This window comes from Rhizobium sp. YS-1r, from assembly GCF_000757525.1.
In the GTDB taxonomy this organism is placed as follows: domain Bacteria; phylum Pseudomonadota; class Alphaproteobacteria; order Rhizobiales; family Rhizobiaceae; genus Neorhizobium; species Neorhizobium petrolearium.
In genome coordinates, this window is record NZ_JPYQ01000001.1 from 107,140 (window position 1) to 124,561 (window position 17,422).

The following is a 17,422-nucleotide window of genomic DNA, read 5'->3' on the forward strand; positions in this document are numbered from 1 at the left end:
TTCCGCAAGCTGCCGAAGGGCACCTGGCATTCGTCGCTGACACTCGACGGCCGCGACGATCCGGTCGTGCTGAAGGCCGCGCTGACGATCTCGGATGACGGCATCCATGTCGATTATACCGGCTCGGCGCCGATGACGAAGTATAACTTCAACGTGCCGATCTGCTACACGCTCGCCTACACGTCCTACGCGCTCGGCGTGGCGATCGTCCGGGATATCCCGAACAATGCCGGCTCGCTTGCGCCACGGACGGTTTCGGCGCCGGAGGGCTGCATCCTCAATGCGCTCAAACCCGCAGCCGTCTTCGGCCGTGCGCAGATGGGGCTGATGCTGCCCGACCTCGTCTATAATTGCCTGCGCCAGGCAATCCCCGACCAGATTCCGGCCGAGAGCACCTGCGGACTCTGGGGCATCAACGTCATGGGTCCGTGGGACAGCCCTCCCAACATCGCCAACCGCTATCTTACCCAGGTGATGACGACCGGCGGCATGGGCGCGCTTCCCTTTCGTGACGGCATGTCGGCGACCGGCTTTCCCTCGGGCGTCCGCGGTGGGCCGATCGAGATCTTCGAATCCATGACGACGCTCGTCGTCTGGAAGAAGGAATTCCGCCAGGACAGCGGCGGCGCCGGCAAGTTCCGTGGTGGTCTTGGCCAGGCGATCGAGATGGAGAACATTATTCCCGAGAGCTTCCAGTATTTCACCGGCTACGAGCGGGTGGACCATCCGGCGAAGGGGGCTGCAGGCGGCGGCAACGGCGCGCCGGGTCGGCTGCGGCTTGAGACCGGCGAGTTCCTGCCCGGCAAAGGTTGCTACGAGATTCCGGCCGGCGTGCGGATCGCCGTCAGTTCACCTGGCGGCGGCGGCGTCGGCAATCCGAAGGAACGCGACCGGGTAATGGTCTCCCGCGACGTCGAATACGGGCTGATCTCCAGCGAAATCGCCCGCGACCTCTACGGATATGTCGCCTGAGACAGAGGCAAGGCGGTGGCTGCCTTACGGCCATGGCCTCAATCGACCGAAGCGGAGCAAAATCATCATGTTGAACAAGGTGTCAGTCAAACCGTCGATCAGCTTGATCGACAAGCAGATCATGTGGAACCGGCTGCTGGCGGTGGTGGAGGAGCAGGCGCAGGTCTGTCAGCGTACGGCGTTCTCGACGATCGTTCGCGAATCCGGTGACCTTGCCGCCGGCGTCTTCGACGCCAAGGGCCGCATGCTCGCCCAGGCCGTTACCGGTACGCCGGGCCACATCAATTCCATGGCGCTGGCCGTCGGACACGTGATCGATGCCTACCCACTGCACACGATGAGCCCGGGTGACGTCTTCATTCACAACGATCCGTGGATGGGGACCGGCCATCTGAACGATATCTCGATAACCACGCCCTGCTTCAAGGGGGACAGGCTGATCGGCTTCCTTGCCTGCAACAGCCATATCCTCGATATCGGCGGTCTCAACGACTGGGCGTCGTCGACTGACGTCTTCATGGAAGGCATCTATCTGCCGATCCTGAAGATCGTCGATGGCGGGCGCATGAATGAGCCGCTGATGGCGGTGATCCGGGCTAATACCCGCCAGCCGGTGGAGACAGTCGGCGACGTCTATTCGCTGATCAACTGCAATGCCGTCGGCTGCGAGCGGCTGCTGGAGATGATGGAGGAGTTCGAGCTGACGAAGCTCGACGAACTCGCCGACCACGTCATCGATACATCGCGCGAAGGTGTGCTCGCCAAGATACGCAAGTTGCCGAAGGGTACGTGGCATTCGTCGCTGACGCTCGACGGGCAGGGCGGCGAAGCGATCACGCTCAAAGCGGCATTGACGATTTCCGACGATGGCATCCATGTCGATTATACCGGCTCGGCGCCGATGACGAAGTATAACTTCAACGTGCCGATCTGCTACACGATGGCCTATACGTCCTACGCGCTGGGCGTCTCGATCGTCCGCGACATTCCGAACAATGCAGGCTCGCTTGCGCCACGGACGGTTTCGGCGCCGGAGGGCTGCATCCTCAATGCGCTCAAACCCGCAGCCGTCGTCTCACGTCACCTGATGGGCCTGATGCTTCCGGACCTCGTGTTTGGGGCGCTGCGCCAGGCTATGCCGGACTTGATCCCGGCTGAAGGTGCCGGGGTGCTCTGGAACCTCCGGGTGATCGGTCCCTGGAAGAGCCCGCCGGTCTTTGGCGACACTTTCATGGCCGGCGTCGTGACGACCGGCGGCATGGGCGCGCTTCCGTATCGCGACGGGATGTCGGCCACCGGCTTTCCCTCCGGCGTTCGCGGCGGGCCGGTGGAGATCTGGGAGTCCATGTCGACGGCGGTCGTCTGGCGCAAGGAATTCTGGCGGGACAGCGGCGGTGCCGGCCAGTTTCGCGGCGGTCTCGGCCAGGCAATCGAGATCGAAAACATCATACCCGAAACCCTGTCCTTCGGCTGCTCCTTCGAACGCATCCAGTATCCGGCGCTTGGAGCTTTCGGCGGGAGCCCGGGCGCGGCGGGCCGGGTGATGCTGTCGAACGGTGTCATCCTCGGCGGCAAGGGGATCCACGCGGTGGAGCCAGGGCTGCGCGTGCTCGTCAGTTCCCCTGGCGGTGGCGGGGTGGGCGATCCCACAAAACGCGATCCGGCGCTGATACGCCAGGACCTCGAAAACGAACTCATCTCACCGGCCGCGGCGCGGGAGATCTACCGCTACTACGCATGACAACAGCGGGCAAAGAACCCGCAAAAACCCAACAGAGGGTGCCGCCGGGGCACAGAAAGGAACAACGATATGGCAATGAACGATCGCGGCATTTCCCGCCGGGCCGTACTCGCCGGCATGGGCGCACTGCCTGCGGCCGGCATGCTTGGGCCCGACGTAGCCATGGCGCAGGCGCAGAAGGACGTGGTGACGATGGTTGGCGCAACGGAGGCGCCAGCGCTTCTGTCGTTCGTCAATACGTCCAGTCTCATCTGGTCCGCCCGTACGACCGAGGGGCTCTTGGAATTCGACTACAAGCTCAATCCGTCGCCGCTTCTCGCGACCGAGTGGAAGGTTTCGGATGACGGGCTGACCTATACGTTCAAGCTCCGCCAAGGCGTCAAATGGCATGACGGCCAGGATTTTTCTGCCAAGGACGTGGTCTTTTCCATCAATACGTCAAAGCAGTTCCACTCGCGCAACCGCTCCACGTTCGCGCAGATCACCAAGATCGACGCTCCAGATGATTACACCGTCATCCTGAATCTCGCCAAGCCGACGCCGTTCCTCCTGAAGGCGATGTCCTCCATGGAGACGCCGATCGTTCCGAGCCATCTCTACAAGGAAGGCCAGGACGTGCTGACCCATCCGAACAATACCGCGCCGATCGGTACCGGACCGTTCATCTTCAAGGAATGGGTGCGCGGCAGCCACGTCCTCTGGGAAGCCAATCCGAATTACTGGAACAAGGACCTGCCGAAGGTGAAGAAGCTGGTCGCCAAGACCATTCTCGATCCGTCAGCGCGCGTCATCGCCTTCGAGACTGGCGACGTAGATATCGGATACCGTACGCCGGTGCCGTTCCGTGACGTCGACACGCTCCAGAAGATGAAGCATATCGCCTTCGACCCAAAGGGTTACGAATACGATCCGCCGAACATCATCATCGTCGAGACCAACCTTCGCGACCCGGCCCTTTCCAACATCAAGGTGCGGCAGGCGCTCGCCCATTGCATCGATCGCGACGCGATCAGCCGCGTCGTGTTCTACAAGTATGCGACGCCGTCGGCTTCGCCCGTCGTGCCCTACCACAAGGACTTCCATCTCGCCGAGCCGAGCCCCTATGCCTACGATATCAAGGCGGCCGAAAAGCTGCTCGACGAGGCCGGTTTCCCGAAGAACGGCACTGCTCCACGCCTAACGCTGTCGATGGAATATGTCGGCGACGACCAGCGCATTCTCGGCGAATTCCTGCGCGCCGCGATGAGCCGCGCCGGTATCGCCATCGAGTTGCGCGGCCAGGACATGGGTACGCTGATCTCCCGCGTCTATCGCGACCGGCAGTTCCAGCTTCATCTCGCCTCGATCAGCAACCTCTTCGACCCGCAGGTCGGCGTACAGCGCCTTTATTGGTCGAAGAACATCATCCAGGGCGTCGCCTTCTCGAACGGTACCGGCTACCAGAATGCCGAGGTGGACAAGCTTCTGGAGGACGCCGCGGTTTCCACCGATCAGAAGGCTCGCATCGAGATGTGGAAGCAGATCCAGCGCATCGTCATGAAGGAAGTCCCGAGTCTCCCGCTGGTGATGTCGCCGTGGCAGACGATCGCCAACAAGCGGCTCGTCGATCACACGACCAATGCCGAAGGCTTCGAAGGCAGCATGGCGCGGATGAAGATCGTCTGATCTACTGACGCCGACAGAAATGGATCGGCCGCCGGCCGGCCGATCCATGAATACGTACGGAGGCCTTGGCATGTCTGATCTCGACCGAAACCGCGCCGAGGCGCTGATGCAGGCCGCCGGCATGGACGGGCTGGCGATTTTTCAGCCGGAAGCCTTTCGATATGCGACCGAGCTCGATGCGGGCGTGGCGGCCATGTGGCGCAGGGCAGGGGCTTGCATCGCCCTCGTCCCGGCGGACAAGCGGCTGCGGACCGGGGCGGTGGCTGCTGACCACGCCGTCCAGTTCCTCGATCTTTCCACTCGCAATGTCGATGTGCTGCGGCAGCGCATCTGGATCGACTATCTCGTCCTGCCGCCGGCCCTCGGAGAAGATCCGTTCCCCGAACTTGCCCGGCAATATGCCGCTCAGGGGCTTGGCGGCGCACGGCCCGAAAGTTTCGATCGCGCCGAAGCCTTCCGATTGCTGGGTGAACTTCTGGATACGCGTGGCCTGTTGTCGGCGACGATCGGATGTGACCTGGAATTCGTCCCCGCCGCCGATTTCGCTGCACTGCAGGAGGCCCTGCCGAATGTCCGTTTCATCGACGGATCGGATGTGCTGCGGCGGCTTCGCATGATCAAGTCCCAACGCGAGCTGCAATGCCTGATCGACGCATCCGATGCTTCCGAGGACGGCATGCGCCATATGGCGCAGGCGCTCAGGGCGGGAATGACGATCGGCGATCTCGACGCGCTCTGGGAGGAGGGCGTGTTTGCTTCGCTGGCGCGGAAAGGCCGGCGGGCTTCCTCATTGCGCAAGGGTATCGCGGTTGGTCCCGATCTGTCGAATGGCCATGCGCGCGTCGAAAGAGGGGCGCTGATCAAGGCGGACATGGGGGTGGCAATCGACGGCTATCTCTCCGATGGTACGCGAACTATGTGTTTTGGCACACCGGATCCGGCTGCTGTGCGGATCTATTCCGTGCTGGGAGAGGCCTTTGCGGCGGGGCTCGAAAAGATCAGGCCCGGCAACACATTCGGCGAAGTGCATGCGGCGGTGCTCGCGGTCACTCGCCGGCGCGGGATGCCGGACTATTGCCGCGGCCATTTCGGCCATTCGATCGGCGCAAGCTGCGGCAGCGAAGAATGGCCCTTCATTTCCGCCGGCAACAGGGAGCCTATCATGCCCGGCATGATGCTCGCCTTCGAGACGCCGTTCTACGGCCACGGCCTCGGGGCAATGATGATCGAGGATCAGGTGATGGTGACCGAGACGGGCGCCGAGGTCATCAATACAATGCCGCGCGAACTGGTAATTCTCAGGAGCTGATCTGCCTCACCACTGGACGTCACGCAGCTTTTCGACCAGGAAATCCGAGAATACGCGGGTCTTCGGTACGAGATGCTTGTTGCTGGCATAGGCGATGTAGACGGACGATTCTGGCGTGATCGTCCAGTCGGGCAGGAGCTGTACGAGCGAGCCGTTCGCGAGATTGTTTCCGCAGATGTAGCGCGCGACGATCGCAATGCCTGTGCCGCGTAGAGCGGTCTCATAGATGGCTTCCGAGCTGTCGGAGCGGAATTCGCCCGCCACCCGCACTTCTTCCGTTTCCTCGCCCCTGCTGAAAGTCCAGGTATTGCCGGCGCGTGCATAGCGGCTGAAGCAGAGGCAGTGATGGTCGGCAAGTTCGGCAGGGTGCTGCGGCATACCGTGCTGGGCGATGTAGGAAGGGGCGGTGACCAGAGCGCGGCGATTGCGGGAGATCTTGCGCACGATCAGGCTCGAATCCGACAGCGTTCCAATGCGCACCACGGCATTGTAACCCTCTTCGATGAGATTGACGAAGCGGTCGGTATAGTTCGCCTCGATCTGCACGTTCGGGTATTTCTCGATGAATTCGGCGATGATGTCGGAGAGCTGCAGCCGCCCGAAAGCGACCGGAAAACTCACGCGGAGGAGGCCGCGTGGTTCGGTATTGAACGAGGATACCATCGCGTCCGCCTCTTCAAGGCGCATGAGGATCTCGCGACATCGCTCGAAATAGAGTTGCCCGACCTCGGTGAGGGCCACTGTCCGGGTCGTCCGTTCGAGGAGCCTCATGCCGAGCAGCGATTCCAATTTCGCCACTTTTCGACTGAGGGTTGAGGCTGACACTCCGACGAGGCTTGCCGCCTGAGCGAAATTCAACTTCTCGGCGACGACAGCGAATGCTGCGACGAGATGAATGCGCTCGATATCGAGAATGGCCTGACCCCGGCCAATGGCGTGCATGTTCATTGCGTCGTTCTCTCGCACTGGGAGGTCTGCGGGGACCTGCAACTTCATGTGACGGTAGTGTGTCATGCGAGAACGAAGGCTGACAATGGAAAAATTTCCCTGCGGACCTTCGTATGGGCGGTGGAAAGCCACTCATTTTTGCGGCATTCCCGCGCTCGCGTAAAATCATTCTACAAATTGGTACGATCCCGCTCCCGAACCGCAGGTTTCAGGGCGCCGGATACACCATTCCGATCGAATTGCGCAAATTTTAGCTCATGGGGATTTTTGAATTTTTTTTAGTCAATCGGCATTCAGCGAAACGATTAAGTCCGCTGGAATCTACCTTAGATAAATTGGGCGGCCAATCGCACAAAAAAGGATTGCAGATTGATGCAGGCGCCGGGAGCATTCGTGCAAATATGCAATAAACCCATTCGGTTCGCCCCGTATCGCAGATGGTCTCCAGCAAGGATACTGCCCCACGCCGGAGACGTTTCGGCATGTCGGAAGCGGGCGATTGGTCCTGCGGGTTCCCAGCATGAGTGAGAAGACAGAATGAGCGTTGCAGTCGCTGAACTCGATGCCCGGCCGAAATTTCCCGTGTCGGTCTTTCTACTTACGATTGCTCAAGGGCTTGCCGGCGCGATCCCGCCCATCATGGTCTCGGTCGGCGGCATGGTGGGGCAGACGCTGACCGCCAACGAGCTGCTCGTCACCCTGCCGATCAGCATGTTCATGATCGGCACCTGCACAGCCACGATCCCGGTCGCCATGCTGATCCGCCTGCTAGGCCGCAAGCCTGTCTATTGTATCGGTGCAATGGTCTCGATGATCGGCGGGCTGACCTGCACGCTCGGAGTGCTGCAGAACTCGTTCCTGTTGTTCTGTCTGGGCGCCTTCCTTTTCGGGCTGAACATCGCCTGCGTGCAGAGCTATCGTTTCGCCGCGACGCTGCTGGTGCCCGAGACGATGCGGCCGCGGGCCATCTCCTTCGTGCTGGCCGGCGGTCTCGTTTCGGCCGTTGTCGGCCCGCAGATCGTCGTCTGGACCAGCAACGTGGTGATCGGTGCGCCTTTCGCGCTGAGTTTCTTGTGTCAGGCGCTGCTGGCGCTCTCGACTCTGCCGGCGCTTCTGCTGCTGCGCTTTCCGGCCATGTCCACTCCGCTGAGGAAGGGGGCTGTAACATCCGCACCCCCATCGGATGCGAAGGTCTCGCTGAAAGATTATGTTCTGGCGGTGATCTGCGGTGCGGTTTCCTATGCATCGATGAGTTTTACCATGACCGCTTCGCCGCTGGCGATCATCGCCTGCGGCTTCAGCGTCGACGATGCGGCGCATGGCATCCAGTGGCACATCCTCGGCATGTTCGCGCCGAGCTTCGTCACCGGCCGGCTGATCGAGCGCTTCGGCCATCAGAACGTCATGCTGTTCGGCATCGCTCTCGTTGCAGTCGGTGCGGTCATCGCACTGTCCGGTCAGGAGCTTGCGCATTTCTGGGCGACCCTGATCCTGCTCGGAGTTGGCTGGAATTTCAGTTTCACCGGCTCGTCGGTGATGATCGCTCGCAGTGCCGTCGGCCCCAGGGCGGTTCTGTTACAGGGGATCGCCGATTTCTCGATCTTCGCCTTCGTGGCGATCTCGTCGCTCTCCGCCGGGGCGCTGATCCACCTTGCCGGCTGGAGTATGATCAATTGGATTGTGGTAATCGCTACTGGTCTAACAGCGCTCCCTTTTCTCTACCAGGCAACAACGAAGCGCAATCGTACGGTGCGCGGATAATCAAGCCACCATGATAGCTGATCGAGGGGATAGTCGACCAGCTCGAAACCGGACGAAGCTTCTTGTCCAGTCGCCAACGGGCTATAGCCCGATCAGTCTGGCTGCGTTGGATGAGGTCATTTGGCGTGTCTCCTCGAACGTGAAACCGCTGTCCAGGCAAAGCTTGATGACCGAGCGGAAACCTTCTACCGGGCGCGGATTGGTCGGCTGTCCGAGATCTGAGCCGAGGATGGTGTGGTCCAGGCCGCCGGCTTCCACATAGTCACGCAGTTCCTCGGCGGTGAACTGGCGCGACGGACAATCGATCAGCATGCAGGCGCAGTGTTCCAGATGGACGTCCATCGATGCGAGTTCGCGCAGGTCTGACAGGTTGGCATCGATCCAGAAGGTCGGGTGCGAAACGAGCATGCGATTTACGCCGCGCTGCTTTGCTTCCGTGAACAGCGGGTACATTTCGCTGACATGCAGGTGGCCGCCGCAGAGTACCGCGTCGTGTTCGGCGATCAGGTCGATGATTTCCTTGACCTCGTCGCGGAGAATGCCGTTGACGGTCAGAACGCTGAGGCCCTCCGGCGACAGCATGCCGAGCTTGCCGGCCAGATTGTAATAATGCGCGATGCGCAAATGGTTCGTGGACGAGAGCGTCGGCATCCAGACCAGCCGCGCGCCCATGTCAAGCCCTGCTTTGACGGCTTTCGGATTGAGGCCGCCGAGCGTGTTGTTCAACGGCACGCCGGAAAGGATTTCAAGTCCACTGCCGGCCGGCCGGTGGCGCTTGATGAGTTCCAGCACTGGTGTCGCCGAATAGAAATGGTCCTTGATCAGGATGGCGCGCATGCCAGCTGCTTCCGCCTCGGCGATCTCTTCGGCATGATTGATCTTGCGGCCCATGACAGAGGGGCCGCTATGGCAATGCAGATCCACCGCGCCGCGCAGCAAAGCATCGACGGCTTGATCGTTATTGGTATGGTGGAGCAACATCGGCCGAAACCCTTGCGAGACGATTGGCTTTTTCCACGCTGTGGGGGATGCGGTTCGGCGTCCATGGATTGCGAAAACCTATTTCAAGGGTTGAAACAGCTGACCTGTCGCCATGGCCGAGCCCAAGGTTTCGATTATGATCCCTAGTCGACCGAGACAAGAAGCGTCAGCGCCGCCGCGGTTGAGGGAGGAGAAACAAACAATGCACAAGATACTGACATCCATCGGTATTGCCTTGCTGGCCTTTACCAGCGTCGGCGCCACGAGTAGTACGAGCCTCGCGGGTGAATGGCCTAAGGACAAGCCGATTACCTTGGTTCACGCTTTCGCGGCCGGCAGCGACTACCTGGCACGTCTGATTGCTGCGGCGCTCGAAAAGGGCATCGGGCAAACCGTCATAGTCGAAAACAAGCCGGGTGCCGGTGGTGCGATCGGTACGGGTTACGTGGCCCGCCAGAAGCCGGACGGTTATACGCTGGTGACCGCTTATCCGGGACCTGCGGCGAATTTCACCAACACGATGCCGGGCCTGAACTATAAGCCCCTCACCGATTTCGAGCACGTCATCCAGTTTTCCGTGGGTGACATGGTGCTGGTGGCCCGTAAAGACTTTCCGGCCAACAATCTCAGCGAACTGATCGCCTATGCCAAGGAGCATCCCTCGCAGGTGAGCGCCGGTAACAATGGCATCGGCTCCTACGGCCATATGATCGAGGCAGCGATCATGGACATGGTTGGCATCGACATCAAGCTCGTCAGCTACAAGGGCAGCCCGCCTATCGTGACCGACATGCTGTCGGCGAGCTTGGATCTTTCCGTCGATTATCTCGGCGACGCCTATATCAAACATATCGAGGCCGGCAGCCTCAAGCCGATCGCCGTCATCTCCGCCAAGCGGGCGAAAATCCTGCCGAACACGCCGACGCTCAAGGAAGCGGGGCTCGATCTGGTGGCCGTGCCGTGGGGTGGCATCATGGCGCCGAAAGGCACTCCGCTGGCTGTCGTCAAGAAGATCAATGAAGTGCTGACCGAATATCTGAAGTCGGACGATGCAATCCAGAAATTCGCCGTCGCTGGTCAGGTCGCGGCGCCTACGACGCCGGAAGAGTTCCACAAGATCGTCGTCGACGAAGAGGCGCTGTGGCGGAATATCATCGCCAAGTACGATATCCGCAGCAAGTAACTCCGCTCCCTCTTCGGGGAGCGAGAATGACGGCCCTAGCCAAATTCCAAAATCCGGGAGCGTATCCGATGTCGAGTGGCGTCCTAGCCCGATCGCATGAGCCCCCCGGCCATCTGACCGGCTGGCTTTCCGGATCGGTTGACATGGCCTGTGATCTCGAGGGCCTGCTGCACCCGGATACCGGTCTGGATTCGATCGAAATCGGTGCCCAGGCGCTGGAGTTGGGAATAAGGGCCGTGGTGCTGCAGGCCCATGATTACTGCACTGCGCCGGTTGCGGCCTATCTGGCGGATGCCGATTTCAAGGACACGCCTATCGCCTTGTTCGGCAGCGTTGCGCTGAACACGACAGTCGGCGGCCTAAATGTCTATGCCGTCGAACACACGCTGATGCTGGCCGGCAAGGTGGTTCACATGCCGACGCTCTCGGCGGAGAATTTCCTGAGGAGCCAGCGTTGGCCTTCCCGCCTGCCGGTAGGGTTCGATGGCGCCGAGCCCGCGCTCAGTGTGGTGAGTGCACGTGGCAGGGTGCTGCCTGAGCTCAAGGAGCTCTTGGAGGTTATCGCGACAAGGGATGGCGTCCTCGGGGCGGGATTCTTGCATACAAGCGAATTGCTCGCGCTGTTCGAGGCGGCGAAGGTATGCGGCGTGACTCGGCTACTGGTGTCAGACCCGGTGCGCAATAATGGAGCTCGACCGGGAGATGTGGATAGGATGCTGCGGCAGGGCGCTTACATCATGATCTCGGCGAGTAGCCAGGGGCGCGACCGCATGCTGGCTGCCAGCCTTGCCCGGACGCATCCCGAACGGCTGATTCTCGGCCTGCATTCCGCTGAAGCTTCCGGCTCATTGCGAAGCCATTACATCGCCGCTTTGCGGGGGTGGCTGGAGCTTGGTCTCGACGAAGGAGAAATCCGGCGGGCGATCGGTGACAATCCGCGCCGGCTGCTTGGTCTGGAAGAACGAATAATGCATGGGACGCATTTGCATGCCTGATACCGATAATGAACCGCCGCTGGTAGACGCGCATTTTCACATCTACACGACGGACCTGCCGCTGGCGCCAAATGCCTCGCACAAGCCCCCGGAAGATGCAGGCGTCGAGAAACTGATCGGGCTGCTGGACGAGCATGGCATAGCGCTCGGGGTCGTTGCTGCTGCCAGTCTGCATGGCGAATACAACGATTATGTTCGCGATGCGCTGCGCAGATATCGCCGCCTGAGGGCGACGGCCATCGTCTCTCCGTCGATCAGCGTCTATGAGCTGGAGCGGATGCGGGATGATGGCTTCGTGGGTATCAGGCTGATGTGGCGGACGCTCAGCGAGGCGCCGGACATTGCATCGCCGGACTATCGCCGGCTGTTGCGGCGGGTGGCCGATCTCGGCTGGCATGTCCACCTGATCGAGCGGGCGGACCGCCTGCCGGCGATGATGCGGGAGATCGAGGCGGCCGGCGCGCGGATGGTTATCGACCATATGGGCATGCCGGAAGCGGGAAAAGGCGTGGACGATCCCGGCTTCCGGCTGGTGCTTGAGGCGATCGACCGGGGCAGGACCTGGGTCAAGCTCTCGGCCGGCTACCGGTTCAAACCGCCTTCGGCGGCGGCGGACTGCGCCGGGGAGTTGATCAAGCGGACGGGCGGAGAACGGCTTGTCTGGGCGAGCGACTGGCCATTCGCGGCCTATGAGAACCGCGTCACCTATGGCGAGACCATGGCGGCGCTTTCCGAATGGGTGCCGGATCCTGCCATGCGGCGGCGTATCGGCGGGCGCAACGCACTTGAACTCTATTGCATGTAACGGCTGGAACCGGAAATGAATGCACTTGCAGAAGTGGCCGCCAAGGCAGAAGTCCTGTCCCTCGTCACCGAATACTGGAACGAGGTCGACACCAATTGGGGTGCACGTGCCCATATGATGTTTGCCGAGGATGGCGTGTTCGGTTCCGGCCCTTCCGCCTTTGTTGGCCGCGAACAGATCAAGGCCTTTTACGACTGGCGCCGTGGTCGCGGGGATCGCGTCGCGCGTCATCTTATCAACAATCCGATGGTTTCGATCGAAAGTGCGGACCGGGCGACGATCAAATATATCATGACGATCTATGCGGTAGACGGCGTGCCGGTGCTGCCGGTCAATGCCCCGAACAGCATTTCGGAGGTTTTCGAAGTGCTGGTGCGCGGTGCGGAAGGCTGGAAGATCCGGTCGAAGACCTTCACTCATCTGTTCAAGGGCAACGAGCCGACGACGACCATGCCGGCGCATGTGCGGCAAAGCCTGTTGTCAGAGCCGGTTCGAGAGGATCAAAGCTAGTATCCGCATAGACGATCGAAATGCCGTTGAGGAGGAGAACAGCATGAGTATCGAGACGAGAAAGCCGCAGGAGCGCGCGCTCAGTCGCCGGAATGTCACCTTTACCGCTATTTTCGTGTGTTTCAGCGTGGTCGTCGGCATCTACGCCTATCGTACGCTCAGTATCGGTACGGCGGCGGAAATGGGCGCCGGTTTCTTTCCGGTCATGCTGTCGATCGTTCTGGGATTCCTGGCTTTGGCAGTTGCCTTCACGCCGATCTCGGCAGGCGCTCAGCCTCTGCGCTTCGCCTCCATCAAATCCTCGGTATTGGTTCTCGGTGCCCCGCTCATCTTCGCGGTGACGATCCAATCGCTGGGTCTCGTCGCGGCGGTCGCTCTAACGATCTTCTTCTCCAGCTTTGCCAGCCGTTTCGCCACGCTTCGCCAATCGCTCCTGTTGGCCGTGGGTTTCACCGTATTCTGCGTCGCGGTGTTCCATTTCCTCCTGAACCTGCCAATCCCCCTTTGGGGCGACCTGATTACGGGTTAGAAAAGCCATGGATATCTTTGCCAATCTCGCGCTCGGTTTCGGGGCGGTTCTCGAACCTTCAAACCTGATGTTCTGCTTCATCGGCTGTCTGCTAGGTACCGCCGTCGGCGTGCTACCGGGCATCGGGCCGCTAGGCACGATCGCCATCCTCCTGCCGGTTACCTTCGGTTTTGCGCCGGAGGCCTCGATGATCATGCTGGCCGGCATCTACTACGGCGCCCAATATGGTGGCTCGACCACGGCGATTCTCATCAACCTGCCGGGCGAGGCGACATCCGCGGTCACCGCCATCGACGGTTACCAGATGGCGCGCCAGGGCAGGGCGGGTGCGGCACTCGCCATTGCCGCGCTCGGCTCTTTCTTCGCCGGCTGTGTCGCCACGTTGGTTATCGCGATTTTCGCCGTGCCGCTCACCTCGCTCGCCCTCAGTTTCGGACCATCGGACTATTTCGCGCTGATGGTGCTCGGCGTCGTGGCCTCGATCGCGCTGGCACATGGCTCGGTGTTGAAGGGGCTGGTGATGATCGTGCTTGGGCTGCTGCTCGGCTGTGTGGGGACGGATGTCTATACGGGCAGCATGCGTCTGACGCTCGGTACGCTCGATCTCGCTGACGGCATTCCGATCATCGCCTTCGGTTCGGGCGTTTATGCGCTCGCCGAAATCCTGCGCGGCCTTGAGGACGAAAAGGAGCAGGAGCGGGAAGTGCTGACCACGCGCGTTACCGGCCTTATGCTCACCTGGGGGGAGATCAAGGAATCGGCGGGGCCGATCCTGCGCGGCACGGGGCTCGGCTCGATCCTCGGCATCCTGCCGGGGGGCGGCGCCATGCTGTCCTCCTTCACCTCCTATGCCTTGGAAAAGAAACTCTCGCGCCATCCGGAACGCTTCGGCCATGGTGCGATTGGTGGCGTTGCAGGTCCGGAATCGGCCAACAACGCCGGCGCCCAGAGTTCCTTCATTCCCATGCTGACGCTCGGCATTCCCTCCAATGCCATCATGGCACTGATGATCGGGGCGCTTATGCTGCAGGGCGTGGCGCCCGGCCCCAGCCTCGTCAACGAGAAGCCTGTACTGTTCTGGGGCGTTATCGTCTCGATGTGGATCGGCAATCTGATGCTCGTTATCCTCAACCTGCCGCTTGTCGGGCTGTGGGTGAAGCTGCTCTCCGTTCGCAATCATCTCCTGTTCCCGGCCATCATCGGGTTCTCGGCGATCGGCGTCTACAGCGTCGGCAACAATCCGTTCGACCTCGTGGTGATGGCGGTGTTCGGCGTGGTCGGCTACGGGCTCACAAAGCTCGATTGCGAACCTGCGCCATTGCTTCTCGGCTTCGTTCTGGGGCCAATGCTGGAGGAATACCTGCGCCGCGCCATGCTGCTGGCGGATGGCAATCCACTTGCCTTCTTCCATCGGCCGATCACTGCGGGCCTGCTCATTGTCTCGGCAGTGACGCTCTTCGCCGTGCTGTTCCCGGCGATCCGCAATCGCCGCAAGGTGGTGTTCGCGGAAGAGGACTGATCGTCGCTCGATCGGTGCCCGATGGCACCGACTGTATTTCATGGTTTGAAATCGCCGGGTGGCGAAGGTGGACCTCCCACCATCCGGCGCTCTAACTCATCGGGACCGATGAAACAATGAGGCGGCCGCTGTCGCCTGCCACTCACTCCCGATGTTCTACAGGTGAAACTTGCATCATCCGCCGAGTTTCCGCTTCCGCCGGCTGCGCCCATGAGCACCGCCAAGGTTGGGCGTTACAATCCGCTGCTTGCCCTGAAGGACCTCCATTACCGCCGTTTCGCGATCGGCAGCATCGTCTCCGTTCTCGGCATGTGGATGCAGAAGATCGGCGTCGCCTGGCTTGCCTGGGAGCTCAGCAAGTCGCCTTTCTGGCTCGGGCTGATCGCCGCGGCCGACATGCTGCCGTCGATCTTTCTCAGCAGCTTCGCCGGCTCGCTTGCGGATGCGCATGACAAGATCAAGGTTCTGCGTTCTGCTCAGTCGGTCGCCATCATGCAATCCGTGGCGCTTGCCTTTCTCTCTTGGTTCGGGCTGACCACCGTCGAGGTGCTGTTCGCGCTAACCTTGGTGCTGGGGGTATCCAGCAGTCTGGAGCAGCCGGCGCGGCTGTCGCTGATCCGGGAAATCGTGCCGCCCGATTATCTGCATGCGGCGGTCGCGCTGAATGCGCTGAGTTTCAATCTGGCTCGCTTCGTCGGCCCAATCATAGCGGGCGTGCTGATCAGCGAGATCAATGTCGGCGTTACTTTTGCCGCAAGCGCCGTGGCGATCGCCTTCTTTTCCTATGCGCTTGCGGTGATCCAGGTGCAGAAGGTGGCCGATAGGCCGGCCGATCCCGTCCAAAAAGCCGGTACGACCGATGGGTTCCGGTATGTGCTCGGCAACAGAAGCCTGCTTGCCACGCTGGGGCTGATGGGGATGACCGGCATCAGCGTCAACGGGATCCTGCAGATGCTGCCGGCCGTCTCCGACGCCTTGTTTGCCAGAGGTATTGACGGTTTTGTCGGGCTGATGGCGGCCTCGGCCTTCGGTTCGATCGTATCGGGCACGATCACGCTTGCGCGGCCGCCGAGCGCGCAAGGGGCGCTTAGCATCGCGCTTGCCGCACTTTGCGCCACGGCCGCGCTCGCCGTGTTGGCGCTGACGCCGAGCTTCCATTTCGCCCTCGTCGCGATCTTCTGCATGTCCTTCGCCAACATGTATGCGGGGATCGGCGGGCAGGCCCTGCTGCAGCTTGAAAGCGAACCGGGTAAGCTCGGGCGGGTGATGGGCATCTACAGCATGATCATCCGCGGCGGCCCGGCTGTCGGGAGTTTTTTCATCGGAGCGGCGGCCACATTCGTCGGCATGGTCATCCCTGTCGTCGGCGTCGCCGCGCTTGCCGCCTGCTATTCCGGCCTCATCGCGCTCGCCTTTCGCCAGCGCCGATCTTGATCTTCCTCATTTCATTCCTTGAAATGTGAGAAGAAGCCTCTGGCTTCGCCGATGGGGTGGGGCTACCTTTCATGTGAGCATTGGTTGGAGGACTGGTGCAAAAGAATTCTGGGAGGAGTTCTGAATGTTTGACAGCGAGTTGAAGGAGAGGCCGGCCAAATATTCCCAGCTACCGAAATACAACGATCTTCACTGTAGGGCGAATTCATTGCGTGGTAGCGTCGACGAACACAAGGCATCTTATGCCCCCGTCGAGTCCGCGCGCCGGGTTTTGTTGCTGTTGCAGGCGCTGAATGCGCAGCGTATAGCGACCATCGGTTCGCTGCATCAGGTGACGGGTCTATCCAAATCGACAATCGTGCGGATGCTGGAGACGCTGATCAGCGAAGGTTACGTGGTGCGCGACAATTTCGTCGGCGGCTATAGCGTCACCTCCAAGGTCGTCTCGCTCGCCTCCGGTTTCAGTGGCGCTCCATTGCTGATCGAGGCGGCGCGGTCGCGGGCGGTGGCGCTGACCAACAATATCAAGTGGCCCGTCAGCCTTGGGACGTTGCGCGACGCTCATATCCTGGTGAGCTTCACCACCGCGCCTATCAGCCCTTGGGCCTATCCGTTTCCCGTGCTGCACCGGTTCCTCGATCTGGAGCTGACGGCGATGGGACAGTGCTACCTGGCCTTCTGCGACGACGATGAGCGGGCACTGCTTCTCAACGCGCTCACCCAGCAGCGCCGCGAGCAGGGCAGGCCTTTCGATGCGGCGCGCGTGCTGCGCGATCTGAGGGCCACCCGCAAGCGCGGTTATGCCCGGGTCGGTGGGCCGCGCCGGGTCTTCGATTTCGTCGCCGTTCCGATCCTGGACGGGCAGCGCTGCTCGGCCTGTATGGGGGTCGGTTTCTATCGCACGGCGGTTCCGTCGGATCGCATTTTGGAAAGCGTCATACAGCCGATGGTCGAGGCCGCATCCGCAATCCAGGTGGATATGCGCAGCCTGCACGGCACCAGCTACTGAGCCAACATCAACCGATATCTGCCGAACGATGCTCGATCAAGGGCAGGCTCGGCCATGGCCA

Annotated in this window: 15 protein-coding genes; 13 read left to right on the top strand and 2 right to left on the bottom strand. The window is 61.2% G+C overall.

Translation table 11 applies throughout. From position 1 onward, the window contains the following. From JL39_RS00490 to JL39_RS00505, 4 genes are all read left to right on the top strand, one after another. A partial coding sequence (locus JL39_RS00490; RefSeq protein ID WP_161784725.1) for a hydantoinase B/oxoprolinase family protein occupies positions 1–972 on the top strand: 972 nt, incomplete at its 5' end. Positions 973–1,039: 67 nt separating this feature from the next. Then, positions 1,040–2,713 carry a hydantoinase B/oxoprolinase family protein gene (locus JL39_RS00495; protein WP_037145947.1) on the top strand — a complete coding sequence of 558 codons (1,674 nt, stop codon included), beginning with the start codon at positions 1,040–1,042 and terminating at the stop codon, positions 2,711–2,713. A 69-nt stretch (positions 2,714–2,782) separates the two neighbouring features. Next, a complete protein-coding gene (locus JL39_RS00500; protein WP_200883897.1) occupies positions 2,783–4,378 on the top strand; it encodes an ABC transporter substrate-binding protein in 1,596 nt (531 codons plus the stop codon). 70 nt (positions 4,379–4,448) lie between these two features. After that, positions 4,449–5,687, top strand: coding sequence for a Xaa-Pro peptidase family protein (locus tag JL39_RS00505; protein WP_037145950.1), 1,239 nt, complete (start codon positions 4,449–4,451; stop codon positions 5,685–5,687). Between the two features lie 6 nt (positions 5,688–5,693). Here the strand turns inward: JL39_RS00505 and JL39_RS00510 are convergent, their stop codons facing one another. Further along, complete coding sequence (locus tag JL39_RS00510) at positions 5,694–6,635, bottom strand: LysR family transcriptional regulator (protein ID WP_037145142.1); 942 nt, start codon at positions 6,633–6,635, stop codon at positions 5,694–5,696. A 537-nt stretch (positions 6,636–7,172) separates the two neighbouring features. Here JL39_RS00510 and JL39_RS00515 point away from each other — a divergent pair. Further along, positions 7,173–8,396, top strand: a complete 1,224-nt coding sequence (locus JL39_RS00515; protein WP_037145146.1) for an MFS transporter — start codon at positions 7,173–7,175, stop codon at positions 8,394–8,396. An 81-nt stretch (positions 8,397–8,477) separates the two neighbouring features. Here JL39_RS00515 and JL39_RS00520 read toward each other — a convergent pair whose 3' ends face one another. Beyond that, positions 8,478–9,377 (bottom strand): DUF6282 family protein, encoded by a 900-nt coding sequence (locus tag JL39_RS00520; RefSeq protein ID WP_037145148.1) that lies wholly within the window; start codon positions 9,375–9,377, stop codon positions 8,478–8,480. Between the two features lie 202 nt (positions 9,378–9,579). Between JL39_RS00520 and JL39_RS00525 the strand changes: the two genes are divergently transcribed. The 8 genes from JL39_RS00525 to JL39_RS30365 all read left to right on the top strand — a co-directional run bounded on the left by JL39_RS00525 (position 9,580) and on the right by JL39_RS30365 (position 17,361). Continuing rightward, entirely contained in the window at positions 9,580–10,560 is a 981-nt protein-coding gene (locus JL39_RS00525) for a tripartite tricarboxylate transporter substrate binding protein (protein WP_037145168.1), read from the top strand. Positions 10,561–10,703: 143 nt separating this feature from the next. Then, positions 10,704–11,555, top strand: coding sequence for a DUF6282 family protein (locus JL39_RS30360; RefSeq protein ID WP_152600996.1), 852 nt, complete (start codon positions 10,704–10,706; stop codon positions 11,553–11,555). Then, positions 11,548–12,360: an amidohydrolase family protein gene (locus JL39_RS00535; RefSeq protein WP_037145171.1), complete on the top strand. Its 813-nt coding sequence runs from the start codon at positions 11,548–11,550 to the stop codon at positions 12,358–12,360. The genes JL39_RS30360 and JL39_RS00535 overlap by 8 nt, the downstream gene beginning before the upstream one ends. 15 nt (positions 12,361–12,375) lie before the next feature. Further along, a complete protein-coding gene (locus JL39_RS00540; protein WP_037145173.1) occupies positions 12,376–12,870 on the top strand; it encodes a nuclear transport factor 2 family protein in 495 nt (164 codons plus the stop codon). A 43-nt stretch (positions 12,871–12,913) separates the two neighbouring features. Continuing rightward, on the top strand, positions 12,914–13,399 hold the full coding sequence (locus tag JL39_RS00545) for a tripartite tricarboxylate transporter TctB family protein (RefSeq protein WP_037145176.1): 486 nt from the start codon (positions 12,914–12,916) through the stop codon (positions 13,397–13,399). A 7-nt stretch (positions 13,400–13,406) separates the two neighbouring features. Next, positions 13,407–14,918 carry a tripartite tricarboxylate transporter permease gene (locus tag JL39_RS00550; protein WP_037145179.1) on the top strand — a complete coding sequence of 504 codons (1,512 nt, stop codon included), beginning with the start codon at positions 13,407–13,409 and terminating at the stop codon, positions 14,916–14,918. Positions 14,919–15,128: 210 nt separating this feature from the next. After that, positions 15,129–16,352 (top strand): MFS transporter, encoded by a 1,224-nt coding sequence (locus tag JL39_RS00555; RefSeq protein ID WP_152600997.1) that lies wholly within the window; start codon positions 15,129–15,131, stop codon positions 16,350–16,352. Positions 16,353–16,476: 124 nt separating this feature from the next. After that, positions 16,477–17,361: a helix-turn-helix domain-containing protein gene (locus JL39_RS30365; RefSeq protein WP_052182559.1), complete on the top strand. Its 885-nt coding sequence runs from the start codon at positions 16,477–16,479 to the stop codon at positions 17,359–17,361. Positions 17,362–17,422: the final 61 nt, after the last annotated feature.